The sequence below is a fragment of the Streptomyces sp. NPDC050535 genome, assembly GCF_044457665.1.
In the GTDB taxonomy this organism is placed as follows: domain Bacteria; phylum Actinomycetota; class Actinomycetes; order Streptomycetales; family Streptomycetaceae; genus Streptomyces.
In genome coordinates this window covers 33,304-47,925 of record NZ_JBITHE010000037.1, presented here as the reverse complement: position 1 = coordinate 47,925, position 14,622 = coordinate 33,304, and the positions used below count along the sequence as shown (strand labels likewise).

The following is a 14,622-nucleotide window of genomic DNA, read 5'->3' as shown; positions in this document are numbered from 1 at the left end:
ACGGTGTGCGCGCAGGCCTCGTGGGAGTCCTCGAAGAACGCGAGGTCGACGAGGCCGGTGCCGTCCTCCAGGGTCACGAAGATGACCCTCTTGCCGGAGGGGATCGGCGGTGTCTGGGTGGAGGCGCGTACCCCGGCGACCAGGACCGTCTGTCCGGGGGTCATGCCGCGCAGGTGCGCGGCGGTGGTGGCGCCGAGCTCGTTGAGAAGCCGGTGGTGGTGCTCCATCAGGTGGTGGGTGACGTCGATCTGGAGGGTGTCCAGTTCCGCGCCGAGCTTGTCCCGGCCGGTCATCTCGGGCAGGCCGCTCGGGGTGGCGGTCACCAGCTCGCCACCGAGCGGCAGTTGGCCGTCGGTGGCGGCGCGGGAACGGGACTGCCGGTGGAGCTCGGTCGCCTGGAGCAGGAGATCGCGTCGGGTGAGGTCGCCCGGGAGCGGGCCGAGCGCGCCGATCCGGATCAGCCGCTGCGCGATCGGCAGGGAGGGACGGGCGCGCTGCCACAGGTCCTGCAGGCCGGTGTAGGGCTGTCCGTCCACCAGGCGCGCGACCTCGCCTTCGCTGATCCCTTTGACGGTGGAGAAGGCGAGGCGCACGCCCCAGCCCTGCCCGGTCTGTTCGACCAGGTGCGCCGCGCGGGAGTGGTTGACGTCGACGGGCAGGACCGGCACGCCGTGGCGGCGGGCATCGGCGACGAGGACGCGGCGCGGCCACATGCCCGGGTCGAATTCCAGGAGCCCGGCGTAGAGGAATGCCGGGAACCTCGCTTTCAAGAAGGCGCTCTGGAGTGCAGGAACAGCGAAAGCGACAGCGTGGGCCCGGCAGAAGCCGTATGCGCCATGGCTGGAGATGGTCTCCCAGACCTCGTCCAGCACGGCGCTGTTGTAGCCGCGCTCGCCAGCCGTACGACGGAACCACTCCTCGATCCGGGGGAGCCGGTCGGGGTCGGCGAGCGCGCGGCGGGCGTACTCGCCGGCAGCGCGATCGCAGCCGGTCAGCCGGGCGAACGTCGCGATGATCTGCTCGTGCCAGATGGTCACCCCGTAGGTGTCCGACAAGATCGGTTCAAGGTCCGGGTGCGCGTACCGCGGTGTCGTGCCATGACGAGCCGCAATGAACAAAGCGGGCATATCGCCCGATACTGGACCCGGCCTGAACAGGCTGATGTCGGCGATCGCATCTTGTATGTGCCGGGGTTGCAGCCTGGACAAAAGATCTTGCTGGCCGGGCGACTCCAATTGGTATAGACCAATTGAATCCGCTGACTGGATCAGCTCGAAGGCGAGGCGGTCGTTGAGGTCGACGTGATCGGGATTGTCGAGATCGAGGACCCGCCCGGTGGCGCGGCGGATCTCCGTGACCGCGTGCGCCATGGCGCTCTGCATCCTGATTCCGAGGACGTCCAGTTTCAGGAGGCCGTAGCCGCCGAGCTCGATGTCTTCCTTGTCGGCCTGCACCATGGGGTAGCCGGCCGGGGTCGGCTGCACCGGCAGCCGGTCCAGCAGTGAGGCGTCGGAGAGGATCACCCCGCAGGGGTGCATGGCGTAGCCGCGTATCAGTGCGTCCAGGCCCTCGGCGAGCTCCCACAGCGGCCCGAACTTCTCTGCTTGCGCGGCGAGTTGCCGCAGCTCCGGCAGTTCGGCCAGGGCGGAGCGGATGTCCCGGGCCCGGATGTGCGGGAAGGACTTGGCGATCTCGCCCACGACCTGGGGCGGAATCCCAAGGGCACTTCCAGCGTCGCGAAGGGCGTGCCTGGCCCTGTAGGTCTCGGGCATGCCGGTGACCGCGGTCCGCTCCGTGCCGAACCGCTTGATGATCGCGTCGTACACCTCCAGGCGCCGCTCGGACTCCACATCGAGGTCGATGTCGGGCAACGTCGTACGGCGCTCGTTGACGAAGCGTTCGAACAAGAGGTGGTGATCGAGAGGGTTGGCCGTGGCTATGGAAAGCGCATGGTTGACCATGCTCCCGGCGCCGGAGCCGCGCGCGGCTACCCGGATCCCCAGCGCACGGGTATCGGCGACCACCTGGGCCACGGCGAGGAAGTACGCCTCGAACCCGGCGAGCCGGCCGATGATGTCCAGCTCGTAGTCGAGCTGCCGTACGGCACGCTCATCCCGGTCCAGGCCGCGGGCGGCCATCCCGGCCTCGCACCGCTGACGCAACAGCCGCATGGCCGCACCCCGCTCGCCGGTGGCGCCCACCACGGAGGGCTCGGGGAAGTGCGGCCTGCCCAGCCCGAGATCGGCCGGGGTGAGGGTGCAGGACTGGCCGATAGCCTCCGTCTCGGCCAACAGGCGTACGGCGCGGGCGGGATCGTCGCCGACAGCCTGGGCGATCCGCTCGGCGGCCGCCGCCATGGCGGCCGGACCCTTCAGCCACCGCTCGCCGCCGTCCAGATGCCGGCGGTCGATCGGCCGCAGCAGCCGGGCCGCATCGAGCACGTCCGCCAGCCGGCGCTGGTCGGCGTCGGCGTAGCGGACCGCGTTCGAGAGGATCGTACGGACGCCGAGCTGGTCGGCCAGGCCCACGGTGCGCGCGGCCAGCCGCAGCGAGCCCGCGCCGGTGCCCTGCCGCCCCAGATACACGGTCTCCAGCCGCAGCCGGTCGCCGGCCATCTCCCGCCACGGCGCGAGCAGCTGCTCGGCGAGATCGGGACGGCCGGCGGACAGAGCACGCACCGGCTCGGAGGACGGACCGAGCAGCACCACCAGGTCCCGGTCGGCGTACGCGCGCAAGGTGGGCCAGGACACGACCGGTGCCGCGCCGCCGGCCTCGGCGTGCGCGGCGGACACCAGACGGCACAACCGCGCCCACCCGGCCGCGTTCTGCGCGAGCAGCGTGACACGCAGCGCCGGTTCCACCACGTGGGCGCCGCCGCGAACCGGCGTGCGTGGCCGGTGGGCGGCCGGATCCGGCTGGGCGAGCGGGGCCACGGCGATGTCGACCCCGAGGACGGGGCGGATACCAGCCGCCGCGGCGGCCCGGACGAAGCGGACCGTGCCCGCGACGGTGTCCCGGTCGGTCAGCGCCAGCGATGTCATCCCGCGCTCGGCCGCGCGCTGCACGAGAGCGGTAGGGAGAGAAGCGCCGTAACGGGCGGAGTAGCCGGAAGCGACGCGCAGATGAGTAAATCCACCGCTCCGCACCTCCCGATCGTCGTGTGCCCCTCCCTGACCTGTGACCTCTCCAGGTATCCCTCATAACTCGGAATCGCACAAGTGTACGAAGAGGGGAGTCCGCACTGTCCCACCTCCCCGCAGCGACCTCAGGGGGCAGGAAGGCCTCTAGTTCAGCCTTCAGCCCGCAGCCATGTGATGTGTGCCACATATCGGGTTTCGATCATGCGAGAAGGCCTGCTTCCGGCGGAAGGGGTGGAGGCCGGGCGAACGTCCGGCCGGAAAGGGCTCCATGGCCCACCTGTTCCTCCTCGTCCTCGCGGCGCTCGTCGCCGCGGCGACGAGCGCCGTCACCCTGTTCGTCATCGAGGAGGGCGACGAGCTCACCCAGGCCCAGGCCCGCGTCCTGACCTCCGCACTGACGGCCATGTCGCACGTCACGGTCGGCGTCAGCTCCGCCCTCCTGGACCAGGACACGCCGTTCACGCTGATCGTGAAGGCGGTGATCCCGCTCCTCCGATAGCGCCCGTCCACATGCGCAGGCCCTGAGGCGGCCGGAGCCTGATGCCGTGGACTTCCCCGTGGCCGTCGCCCTCGCCGAGTTCGTCCCGACCCTTCCGGTTGGGACGAACTGGCGATACGAACCTAAGTTCGACGGACATCGAACGGTCATGTGGCGAGAGGCGAGCACCGTCCGCCTTCAGGCCCGGTCCGGCAGGAACGTCACGCCCGTGTGGATGGATCTCGCGCTCGCGGGACTCAACATGCTCCCGCCGGACACCGTCCTGGACGGCGAAGCCGTGATCTACGCGGACGGAAAGATCGACTTCGCGGCCGCGCAGTCGAGAGCCGCCTCCACTCCCGCACGGGCCCGCCGCCTCGCCGAAGATCTTCCCGCCCATTTCGCGGCGTGGGACATCCTTGTCCACCCCGATCACGGCGACGTCCGCGCCCGTCCGTACGACGCACGCCGCGCCCTGCTCCTGGACCTGTTCCAGGAGTACGACGTCCAGCCGCCGATCCAGGCCGTTCCGATGACGGACGACCCCGATGTGGCGATGACCTGGTACCAACAACTCCGGGAGCACGGCGTCGAGGGCATCGTCTGCAAGCCGGCCACCTCGGTATACAGAGCGGGGCGGATCTGGAAAAAGGTCAGGCACGCGGACACGGTGGACGCCGAGATCGTCGGCTACACCGGACCTGCCGCGCGCCCGCGTGCTCTTGTCGTCCGGCTTCCCGGCGGCCGCATCGCGCTCACGCAGGCACTCAAGGCGTCGCTCGCGGCGCAGGTTTCCGCGTATCTCGTCGCGAGCGGACCGTCCCGCAGCGCCCGCACCCGCGCGGGGGAGACCTACCGCACTACGGGGCCGGGCCCGGTGGTCGAAGTCCTCGCAGGGACGACCCGGCACGCCGTAGTGACGCCGACCCGGCTGCGCAACTCGTAGGGCTCATGAACCCGTTGCTGCTCATGACCATGACGCGGCTGGCCAGTTGCACGTCAGCAGGCAGAAGAGGAACCCTGGCGGGGATACCGATGCTGAGCCATCGGATGAGGGGACGAGGAATTGAACGCCGACAAGCAACGCATCGGTTGGTCCGGCAAGGTATGGCGAGCCTGGGAATCCGTGCGCGGCAAGGGCTGCTGGTACGTCGTCTTCTGGCCGGGTGGCGAACCGTACAGCGACGAACGGGCCGTGCTCCTGCGACGCACGCGATACCGGAGGCAGGCATCCCGGTGGGTTCGGGACTTTGACAGGGGCCTCCGCACGCCGGTCTTGGTCACACCTCACGACCTGACCCCGCAGTACGCGTCCGAACGACCTCTTTATCCGTACCCTGACCGACCTCTTGGAATGGACGACCAGGTCGTCGGCCGCGAGCCTGGGAAGCCCGACGCTTGAGGAAGGTGGCGGTGACCCCGGCTGTGCAGTTCGTGAACCGAGCCGAGCGACGCCCACACGAGGGATCGAGCGCGAATATCTCCTTCTGCGTCGACCTCGTGTCCTTCGGCGTAGCCGATGTGCCGGTGCCGGCGGTCATACGACCGCCGGCACCGGCACAGAGAGATCTACGGGACACCGTTCAACACCCGCGGCGCGACGGCACAGCGCGAGGCGGGCAACCGGCACCCGGACGGCCGCCGATGCGGGGCCGGGAACCGGGCGGGCCGTACGGAGGACGAGGGCTGTGAGTAGCTGACCACCGGGCCGCCAGGGCCGCGTGGGCCCTCCCGGATACGGATATTGACGTTTTTCAGCCGCACTCTGGTGTGGTGGCTGGTTTGGGTGCATGGTGTGGGTGCGGGTACCGAGCCACCCCCGGGTGAGGTTTCCCCACTTGGCCGGGTCCTGCCGTCGCTGACGGCGGGACCCGCCGCGCCTCCCGGCTCTCCACGGGAGGCATGCGGCTGCCCGCACCCCGCCCGGCCCCACCCCGCACACGGTTGCTCGTACGGAAGTAGCACCGCCGGCGCGGCGAGCCCGGCGAAGCCACGACAAGATCGTCTAACGTGCGGAGGTGCCGAGATGACCGACGCTCCTACCGTCGACGTCGACGGGGATCTTCATGCGCTGGGCACATGGCTTGAGCAGCACGGCTGGGGCGTTGCCGGCGAAGTCCGAACCGGCTGGGCGATGTAGTTGCTCTCGGCTGTCGGTGGCCGCTGACAGACTCACTGCGATCGACCAAGAGGAGGTACGCAGCATGGCGACGTGGACTCTGCTCGGTCCGGCCCATCCCGCACTGATCGGTTTCGTGATGGTGGCCGGGCTGATCTACATGCTCCGCATGCGCAAGGAGATCAGGCTGCCCAACCACTCGGCCGTCACCGTGGGCTGGCTGCTGGGCTTCCTCGGGCTGTCCCTGGCCCCGTGGGCGCTTGCGCCCTCGTTCACCGACGACCCCAGCCGCGGCGGCCTCTTCGTGACATGGTGCATGGGCTTCTCGGCGGGTCTCGCTCTCGGGGCTGTCGGTGGCGTCCTGTGGACCCGGGCAGCGCTCCGGTCACGACTCCCCGGACGCGGGCAGCGGTAGCAGCGCTGGACATGGCGAAACACGGGACAGTACACCGCCACTCCTGGGATGTCGGACACTGCCGCTCTACCCCGTGACTCGGTGGTAGTCGACAGCGCTGATCCGCAGGCCGGGGACCGGAGTGAGTCCCGGCGGTGAAGGGTGAGCGTGGACGAATGCCCGGCGCGGGGCGGTCTCCGGTGGCTACGGTGGAGCGGTGACCACCGTGGCTCCCAGGATTGCCCAGCTGCCCGTTGATCCCTCGCTGATCAGCCTTGCCTACCATCATGAACATCCCGTCCAGGCGTACGAGTTCGAGGACACGCTGGAAGTGTGGTCGGTGACCGCGCGGATCGATGCGGAGGTCCTGGCCGAAGACCTGGCGGCCTCCAGCGATAGGGACGACGAGTCGTTGGACGCGGTCCAGGACGTTGTCGTGGGCCGGATGTCGTTCGTGCGGGTTCGGATGTTCGGGCCCGATCGCCCCTTCGAAGCGATGGACGCCCACACCGGGGACGTCGCCGGCATCGGCGAGGTGGTCCTCGATGTTGCTGCCGGTGAGTGGGATCCGGCACTGGAGGCCGCGCTCGCACACCCGGTGGGTGATCTGCTGGTCATGGACCGGGTCGTCCTGGAGTCCGCGTGGCGTGGCTTCGGGCTGGGACCCGTCCTTGCGGGAGCGGCGATCCGCCGTCTGTCGCAGGGGTGCGCGGCCGTCGCGTGTGAGCCCGGATCCGCCGACGGCCGGGAGCTGACGGAGGATCAGCACCGCGAGGCCGCGGCGAAGCTGGGCCGGGTGTGGGCGCGGGTCGGCTTCGAACCCTTCCAGGACGGCGTGCACGTCCTGGACTGCCATCTGCAGCGGACCGAGGACCTTCTCGCCGAGCGCCGGGCGGAGTTCAGCGCTCTGTGCCGGACCTGGCAGACCCATCACCGACAGTAAGCGTACGGATCAGGAGACGTTGAGTCGTGCGGATCCTACGCCCGTTCCCGCTCACCGAAGGGAAGCTCCAGGCCGCACTCGTCCTGCTGGGCGCTGTCCACGATCGGCCGAGCGCCGAGCGCACCGCTCCGCCCCCACACACCGGCCGGTGCTGATCTCGGACGGGAAGGTGACACCTTGGCGTGGAGCCGTCAAGTGCGCTTTCACCCGTACGGATTGCCGCACCCTGGCGGCGTCCCGGACCTGGTGTGTTTGTCGTACGGTCTCCCAGCCGTCGCATTCTCAGATGGGACTGTGGCGGTCCGGATCGGGGAGAGGACGGCATCGGGTGATCGCGGGTGATGGGGAGTCGTGGGTGGCGCGGGCGATATGCCGTACCGCCGACCCCGAGGAACTGTTTGTCGAAGGCGCCGCACAGCACCGGGCGAAGGCCGTGTGTACCGGTTGTCCGGTGCGCACGGAGTGCCTTGCCTATGCACTCGACCGCCGCATCGAGCACGGCATCTGGGGCGGCATGACGGACCGGGAAAGGCGAGGGCTGCTGAGGCGGCGCCCCACCGTGACGTCATGGCGGCAACTGCTTGAGGCCGCGCGCACAGACCATGTCCAGCGGGCACGTCCCCGTGGAGACGAGGGAGCGGCCGCGGCCGGCTGAATCCGCCACCAACCCTTCGTCAGCGCCGTGTGTGCGAGTGGTGCCGACGCCAGGTGGAGCGTGTTTGGTGCTGCGTCAGGCTCTTTTAGCGGGCGGTTTCGGTCGTGCTGGGGACGATGGCCCGGTGTGTGAGGTGGGAGAGGTCGATGACGCGGGGGTCGCGGCGCCAGGGCGCCATGGCGCGTACGACGCCGACGAGGTAGTCGGTGGCGCGGGTGGAGCGTACGTGGCTGAGGATGGTGACGGCGAGCTGGCCGTGGGCGAGGGCCTGGTCGAGGTCGCGGTTTTGGAGGTGCGCGGTGGCCAGTACGGTCATGCGCAGGCCGACGGAGCGGGTGTAGGCGCTTTGGGCCATGGGTGCGGCCCTGTTGTTCCAGCGCAGGGCGGCGGCGGGCAGGCCCAGGTCCCGGTGGATCTCCACGGCGTCGGCTGCCATCCGTGCGGGCGTGTAGTAGCTGATCCATGCGGGTTCGTCGCCGGGTTCGGCGTCGGCCTGTTCCAGGAGCCGCTCGGAGGAGAGGAGCGCGGCGGCGGCGCGTCGGGCGTCGCCGAGACGGGCGTGGGCGCGGGCCTCGACGAGCTTGGCGAAGGCCAGGACGCGGGGGGCTGCCCGGCGGTGGGTGCGGTCGTAGGCACCCTGCGCCATGTCCACCGCCTCGTCGGGATAGCCGCGCAAGGTGGCTTGGAGGGCCATGTTGGTGAGGACGTGACAGCCCACGGTGAGGCTGCCGCCGGCGCGGGCCATCCGCAGGGCCTGGATGAAATGCCGCTGTGCGAGCGCGTGATGGCCCATGTCCAGGGCGCTCCAGCCTGCGACGCGCGCCAGTTCGGCGGTGCCTGCGTACAGTTCCTTGCCCACCGTATCGGTGTAGTCGCCGCGCAGGAGCGGGATGGCGCGCTCGTTGAGGAACGTGGTCACCGTCGAGGCTTTGCCCGTGCCGCCGCCGTACTTGGAGTCCGAGCGCTGCGCGTCGGCGGCGGCCGCCCACAGCGTATCCAGGTCCTGGCGGCCGACGCGGCGGCGCCCGGGATGGGCGGCGTCGGGGTCGGCGGGCACGGCGAGCCACCGGGTGACCGGTGTGCTGTAGGCGCCGACGGCGAACGGGGCGGTCACGAAGGTACGGCGGCGCACGGTGCTCCAGAATCGTGTGGCGGTACGGATGGCCTCGTGAGCGTCCCGGTGGAAATCCAGGCCGACGGCCTCCGGGTTCTCGTGTATCTCCGGCATGCCGATCTCGGCCGGGTCGAGGGGCCGTCCTAAGCGTTCTGACAGCGCCTGGGCGATGAGCGCGGGCATGGGCGGGCGGGGAGCCATGCCGCGCCGGGTCCAGTTCGCGACACTCGTATGGGTGTAGGAGACGGCGATTCCCCTCCGCTCGGCCAGCAGGTTGACGCGCCGCGCCAGCGCGTGATGGCTCATCCCGGACGCCTCGATCAACTGGGCCAGCTCCTCGTTCGCAGTCCTGGCCGGCTGCTCGCTGCGCTGCATGGAAGACGCCTCCTGAAGGCCGGGCCCCGCCGGATGGATAGGTCACCCGGGCACGGCCAGTTGGGCATTTCGAGCGTAGGGGCCGCTGACCTGCGGCCGGGTGTGTTTCCCCGTTGTGTGCCCCCTTCGTGAGCCTGTGCGGGGCGCAGGAGACGGCGTTTCATTCCGTCATCGCACTCCCGTTCGGAGCGGTAGTCCGGACAGCCGCGAGGAATCGGACCTGATCGGTCCTCCTCTTCGCACTCAGGTCATCCGGGCAACGATCCGCCCCGTCCTGCAACCCCCGCGGAAGGGAACATGCTCATGAACGCTGTGCTCGTGACCGGCGGTGCCGGATTCATCGGCTCTCACTACGTCAAGGCGCTGCTGCGGGCCGACGAAACCGCCCGCGTCACCGTGCTGGACGCCCTCACCTACGCGGGCCACGTCGAAAACCTCGGCGAGGCCTTCCTGGATCCCCGGCTGACGTTCGTCCACGGCAGCATCCTCGATGCCCCGCTCGTCGACCAGGTCATGGCCTCACACACCCATGTCGTGCACTTCGCGGCCGAATCCCACGTCGACCGCTCCCTTCTCGGCGAAGCGCTGTTCGCCGAGACCAACGTGCTGGGCACCCAGATCCTGGTGAACGCCGCAACCCGGCACCACATCGAGCGGTTCGTGCACGTCTCCACCGACGAGGTGTACGGGCCGCTGATCGAAGGGACGGCCACCGAGGACGACCCGCTGCTGCCCACCGTGCCCTATGCGGCCTCCAAGGCCGCCAGCGACCTGATCGCGCTGAGCGCCCACCGCACCTACGGGCTGCCGGTGTGTGTGACCCGCTCGTCCAACAATTTCGGGTCCGCCCAGTACCCGGAGAAGATCATCCCGCTGTTCGTCACCCGCCTGCTGCGCGGCGAGCCGGTCACCCTGCACGGCCGCGGCGAGCACGTGCGCAACTGGCTCCACGTCAGCGACCACTGCGCCGGTATCGATCTCGTGCGTCGCGGAGGTACGCCCGGTGAGGTCTACAACATCGGCGGCGGAACGGACCTGACGAGCAGCGAACTGACCGGGGAGCTGCTGCGCCTGTGCGGCGCCGACTGGAACTCGGTCCGGTACATCCCCGACCGTCGGGCCAACGACATCCGGTACTCAATGGCCTGGGACAAGATCGCCAACCAGCTCGGCTACGAGCCCCAGCGCGATTTCCTCGAGGCCCTGTCCGACACCGTCGAGTGGTACCGCCACCACCACGGGCGGTGGACACCGCTCCCGCACACCTGCGCCGTCACCAGTCCGCAGGTCCTCCCCGATGCGGCCCGGGAGCCTCAGCATGCCTGAGAACTGGCCGCAGGGAGCACTGATCGTCCTCGGTGCATCGGAGGAACAGATCCCACTCTGCCGGGAGGCGCGACGTCGTGAAATCCCCACCATCGCGGTGGACATGCGGCCGGACGCTCCCGCGTTCCAGTTCGCCGACGCAACCCTGACGATCTCCACCCGGGACACCGACGCCATCACCGACGCGCTGGGAGACGTACGTCCCGCCGGAATCGTGTGCGGTGCAAGCGACGCCGCCCTCGCCACTTGGCACGCCTTGACGCTGCGGTACGGCACCGCCTACGTGTATCCCGAGAGCGCACTCGCGGCCGGCGACAAGGCCGCCTTCCACGAGATCACCGCGTCCTGCGGCATCAGCGGATACGGGTGGACCGTCTCCGACAACTCGGACGAGGTCGTCACGAAGGCGGCGCAGCTGTGCTTTCCCCTCATGGTCAAGCCCGTGGACGGTTCGGGCAGCAAGGGCGTCACCCACGTCACTCATCCTGACGGACTGCCCGCCGCTGTCGCCCGCGCCCGCTCCTACTCCGCCTCTCAGACCGTGATCGCCGAGGAGTTCGTTCCGGGCCGCCCTCTGGCCATCGAGGTCTTCATGCAGAACGGCAGGGCAGTGCTGGCCTGCATCAAGGACAAGGAGTTCGTCGGCGTCAGCGGGGGCTTCGTCGTCAAGCGGCTGCGCACCGCCCAGTTGCCTACGGCGACACGCGACCGGATTGAGGCCACCGTCGAACACTTGTGCCGTGCACTCGGCATCACAGACGGACCGGCAAACTTCGACGCCGTCCTCGGCACAGACGGACACGAACGCATCATCGAGGCCAACGCGCGCCTCGGCGGCGACGGCGTTCCTCGACTGCTCACCGCCGCCTACGGCGTGAACGTCGTGCGTGCACTCATTGCGCTCGCCCTGGGCGAACCGTTCGGCGAGCACCTGGCGCCGACGCGCGCCGCGCATGCGGCGCTGGAACTGATCGGCTCGCCGCTCAGCGTGGAGGGCGAGCTGATCGTCTGGGAAGGCGTCGCCGAAGCCCGCACCCTCCCCGGGATCACCGACGTCGAGCTGTACGCCGGGCCGGGAGATCTCGTACGACCGCATGACCAGTCCGGCCACAAGATCGGCCTGGTCGTTGCCGCCGGAGCTTCGGCTGCGGACGCCTCTTCAGCCCTGGATGCGGCCTGTGCGCTGATCCGGCCCGTGATCCGGCCGGCCGAGGAGACAAAGTGATCATGCGCACCAGCCGGAGCGCGGGGCCCTGCATGTCGAAAACGCAGACCGAGGAGGGTTCAGTGAAGAGTCCATCGAGGCCGGCCGTCCAGCGCAACGCCAGCCCGTACCTGCACGGAGGGGAAGCTGCGGCCGTGGCCCAGGTGCTGGAGTCCGGGCAGTACGGCCACAGCGACGTCACCGAGGCGTTCGAGCGGGAGGTCGCCGCCTACCTCGACGTGCCCGAGGTCGTGGCCGTCGAGTCGGGCACCGCCGCGCTGCACCTGGCGCTGCTGGCCGCTGGAATCGGCAACGGCGACGAGGTCGTGGTGCCGTCGCTGACGTTCGCCGCAAGCGTCCAGGCGATCGTGGCCGCCGGCGCCCGCCCCCGGTTCGCCGAGATCGACCCGGACACGCTGTGCGTGACCGGCAGCAGCGTCCTGGACGCCCTCACCCCGGACACCCGCGCGGTGATGCCCGTGCTGTACGGCGGCCGGGCCGTCGACCTGACGGACGTAGCACCGCTGCTCGCCGGGCGCGGCATCACGGTCGTCGAGGATGCGGCGCAGGCCTTCGGCTCCTGGCACGGCGACCGCAAAGTCGGCGCGTTCGGCGCGTCGGGCACGCTGACGTGCTTCTCGTTCGGCCCGATCAAGAACCTCACCTGCGGGCAGGGCGGCGGGATCGTCCCCCGAACCCCCGAGGAGGCGGACAAAGCGCGGGGGCTGCGGATGCTGGGCATCCGCCAGTCGCAGGCCGACCGGATCCGCTCGACGACCTACAGCGTGGACGCCTTCGGCCTGCGCTACCCCATGTCGGCGCTGAACGCGGCCATCGGCCGGACCCAGCTCGCCCACTTCGATCAGATCGAGGCCAAGCGGCCGCATCTGTGGCGCACCTACCGCGACGCTCTCGCCGGGATCGACGGCGTGGCCCTGGTCGACGTCGACGTCGAGCGCAGCGTGCCGTTCAACTGCGTCGTGCGCGTACGGGGCCGGGATGCGGTCTTCGCGGACCTGCAGTCCCGGGGCATCGGGGTCGGCGTGCACTACCCGCCCAACCACCTGCAAGCCGCGTTCGCGCCGTGGCACCGGCCGCTGCCGGTGACCGAGCAGACGGCAGCGCAGATCATGAGCCTGCCGTTCCATCCGGAGATGACCGAGCAGGACGTGACCTTCGTCGTTCACGCGTTGCGTCAGGCGGTCGCCCGGTGACCGGCCCGCAACACACCACCAGGCCCGCACAGCGCCACCCCCGGAGGAGCCGGGCCGCCCCCCGCGCCGCCGGCGCATCCCACGGGTCTGCGTCGTCACCCACCTCCGCTCGCCCATCGCGGCAGCCGCCCTGGCCACGCACAGCGGCGACGCCGTGCCAGGTCCGCTCCGCCAAGGTCAACTTCCGCCTGCTGGAGTGGGCCGACACGGTTCTGGCCATGAATGACGCCGTCCTCGATGAACTAGGCACCTCGGCCGGCGAGCACACCACGCCGAAGCTGCGCCTCTACCTCGACGGCGAGGACGTCCACGACCCCTGCCAGGACGCCTACCACGGCGTTCAAGACCTGCTCGGAGGTCATCGAGCACGGTGCTGCCGGGCACCTTCCGTAGCTCCCGAAGCAGCCGACAGGATCACGTCCACGAGCCGGTCGGCCGCATCCGGACGGCCCTGCACCCGGGCCCGCTCCGCCATCGCCTGCCGTAGGTGGGCATCGGCAAGGAGCGGGCCCAACGCGTCCCGCATCCGCTGCGCGGTCACCTCGCCCTCCAGCGCGACCGCAGCCCCGCAGTCCTGCAAATGGCGCGCGTTGTGCACCTGCTCGTTGCCCGCCGAGGTGGCCAGTGGGATGAACACGGCCGCCTTGCCCAGCGCGGTCAGCTCGGCGAGCGTGCCCGCTCCGCTGCGCGAGACCACCACGTCCGCGAGCGCCAGGACGTCAGGCAGCTCTGCGCCGACGAACCCGCTCACGTAGTAGCGGCCGGCACTCTCCGCCGGCAGCGATGCCGCCCGCTGACGCAACGCCTCGACGTGGTCGGGCCCGCACTGGTGGACGACGTTCGCGTGCTCCAGCAGCCACGGCAGCACCTCGGCCACGACCTCGTTGATCTGCTGGGAGCCCTGGGCGCCACCAGTGACGTACACCGTGGGCCGACGGCCATCGAACCCCCGCAGCCCCAGCGCCTCGATCGCCTTCTTCCCTTGCCCCGACAGCACCTGCGGCCGTACCGGATTCCCGGTCACCACGGCGATGGAGCGCGCCTCCGCGGACAGCAGCGGCAGCGTCGACTCCGACGAGACCGCAATCCTCGTCGCCGACCCTGCCAGCTGACGGTTGGCCAGACCCAGCCGCACCGTCTGCTCATGCAACACCAGCGGCCGCCGACACAAGCGTGCCGCCAGCCCCGCCGGAACGGCCACATAGCCGCCGGTCGCCAGGACCACGTCCGGCCGGAAGTCCGAGATCGCCTTGCGGGCCTGCGCCACCCCCAGCGGCACCCGCGCCATATCCCGCACGTTGGCCGCCGACAACATCTTCAGCGGATTCGACGACCGGCGGATCTTGCCCGTAGCGACCGTCGTGAACGCGATCCCCTCGGCCGGCGCGACCCTGGCCTCCAGCCCGTCCTCCGTACCGATCCACAAAGTCTCCAGCCTCCGGCCGGACACCGCCAGCCGCTCCTGGAGCGCCCGAACGGCGGTCAGAGCGGGGTAGGTGTGCCCCCCGGTCCCGCCGCCCGTCACTACCAACCGGAAACCATCATCCGCGGCGTCGTAAGCACTGTTCACCAAGAAGATCCCATCTGGCCGTACGGCGGAGACTGGCTCGTACCGTAGCGGACCCGAGAGGGAGGACCCGAACCCGCGCCACGGCTGCGG

Annotated in this window: 11 protein-coding genes; 8 read left to right on the top strand and 3 right to left on the bottom strand. The window is 70.0% G+C overall.

All coding sequences use genetic code 11. The annotated features are described in order from the left end of the window. Positions 1-3,146: DNA polymerase III subunit alpha (gene dnaE / locus ACIBLC_RS39650; protein ID WP_399216351.1), on the bottom strand; the 3,146-nt coding region annotated here is incomplete at its 3' end. Between the two features lie 262 nt (positions 3,147-3,408). Here dnaE and ACIBLC_RS39645 point away from each other — a divergent pair. The 5 genes from ACIBLC_RS39645 to ACIBLC_RS39625 all read left to right on the top strand — a co-directional run bounded on the left by ACIBLC_RS39645 (position 3,409) and on the right by ACIBLC_RS39625 (position 7,729). Further along, on the top strand, positions 3,409-3,639 hold the full coding sequence (locus ACIBLC_RS39645; RefSeq protein WP_399216350.1) for a hypothetical protein: 231 nt from the start codon (positions 3,409-3,411) through the stop codon (positions 3,637-3,639). 46 nt (positions 3,640-3,685) lie between these two features. Continuing rightward, positions 3,686-4,564, top strand: a complete 879-nt coding sequence (locus ACIBLC_RS39640) for a DNA ligase (protein ID WP_399216349.1) — start codon at positions 3,686-3,688, stop codon at positions 4,562-4,564. Positions 4,565-5,822: 1,258 nt separating this feature from the next. Beyond that, entirely contained in the window at positions 5,823-6,152 is a 330-nt protein-coding gene (locus tag ACIBLC_RS39635; protein ID WP_399216348.1) for a hypothetical protein, read from the top strand. Positions 6,153-6,348: 196 nt separating this feature from the next. Continuing rightward, positions 6,349-7,074: a hypothetical protein gene (locus ACIBLC_RS39630; protein ID WP_399216347.1), complete on the top strand. Its 726-nt coding sequence runs from the start codon at positions 6,349-6,351 to the stop codon at positions 7,072-7,074. Between the two features lie 286 nt (positions 7,075-7,360). Then, a complete protein-coding gene (locus ACIBLC_RS39625; RefSeq protein ID WP_399216346.1) occupies positions 7,361-7,729 on the top strand; it encodes a WhiB family transcriptional regulator in 369 nt (122 codons plus the stop codon). 85 nt (positions 7,730-7,814) lie between these two features. Here the strand turns inward: ACIBLC_RS39625 and ACIBLC_RS39620 are convergent, their stop codons facing one another. After that, a complete protein-coding gene (locus ACIBLC_RS39620) occupies positions 7,815-9,218 on the bottom strand; it encodes a sporulation protein (RefSeq protein WP_399216345.1) in 1,404 nt (467 codons plus the stop codon). A 303-nt stretch (positions 9,219-9,521) separates the two neighbouring features. Here ACIBLC_RS39620 and ACIBLC_RS39615 point away from each other — a divergent pair, with 303 nt between their 5' ends. The 3 genes from ACIBLC_RS39615 (at position 9,522) to ACIBLC_RS39605 (ending at position 12,962) form a co-directional block, all read left to right on the top strand. Beyond that, on the top strand, positions 9,522-10,544 hold the full coding sequence (locus tag ACIBLC_RS39615) for a dTDP-glucose 4,6-dehydratase (protein WP_399216344.1): 1,023 nt from the start codon (positions 9,522-9,524) through the stop codon (positions 10,542-10,544). Then, positions 10,537-11,769: an ATP-grasp domain-containing protein gene (locus ACIBLC_RS39610; protein ID WP_399216343.1), complete on the top strand. Its 1,233-nt coding sequence runs from the start codon at positions 10,537-10,539 to the stop codon at positions 11,767-11,769. The genes ACIBLC_RS39615 and ACIBLC_RS39610 overlap by 8 nt, the downstream gene beginning before the upstream one ends. 62 nt (positions 11,770-11,831) lie before the next feature. Beyond that, on the top strand, positions 11,832-12,962 hold the full coding sequence (locus ACIBLC_RS39605) for a DegT/DnrJ/EryC1/StrS family aminotransferase (protein ID WP_399216342.1): 1,131 nt from the start codon (positions 11,832-11,834) through the stop codon (positions 12,960-12,962). A gap of 358 nt (positions 12,963-13,320) precedes the next feature. Here the strand turns inward: ACIBLC_RS39605 and ACIBLC_RS39600 are convergent, their stop codons facing one another. Further along, on the bottom strand, positions 13,321-14,487 hold the full coding sequence (locus ACIBLC_RS39600; RefSeq protein ID WP_399216353.1) for a UDP-N-acetylglucosamine--N-acetylmuramyl-(pentapeptide) pyrophosphoryl-undecaprenol N-acetylglucosamine transferase: 1,167 nt from the start codon (positions 14,485-14,487) through the stop codon (positions 13,321-13,323). Positions 14,488-14,622 lie beyond the last annotated feature (135 nt).

What these genes read in the sequence shown, in the direction of transcription:
- ACIBLC_RS39620 (WP_399216345.1), bottom strand. Translation starts at nt 9,218, where the DNA reads ATGCAGCGCAGCGAGCAGCCGGCCAGGACTGCGAACGAGGAGCTGGCC.
- ACIBLC_RS39635 (WP_399216348.1), top strand. Translation starts at nt 5,823, where the DNA reads ATGGCGACGTGGACTCTGCTCGGTCCGGCCCATCCCGCACTGATCGGT.
- ACIBLC_RS39625 (WP_399216346.1), top strand. Translation starts at nt 7,361, where the DNA reads ATGGGACTGTGGCGGTCCGGATCGGGGAGAGGACGGCATCGGGTGATC.
- ACIBLC_RS39610 (WP_399216343.1), top strand. Translation starts at nt 10,537, where the DNA reads ATGCCTGAGAACTGGCCGCAGGGAGCACTGATCGTCCTCGGTGCATCG.
- ACIBLC_RS39645 (WP_399216350.1), top strand. Translation starts at nt 3,409, where the DNA reads ATGGCCCACCTGTTCCTCCTCGTCCTCGCGGCGCTCGTCGCCGCGGCG.
- ACIBLC_RS39615 (WP_399216344.1), top strand. Translation starts at nt 9,522, where the DNA reads ATGAACGCTGTGCTCGTGACCGGCGGTGCCGGATTCATCGGCTCTCAC.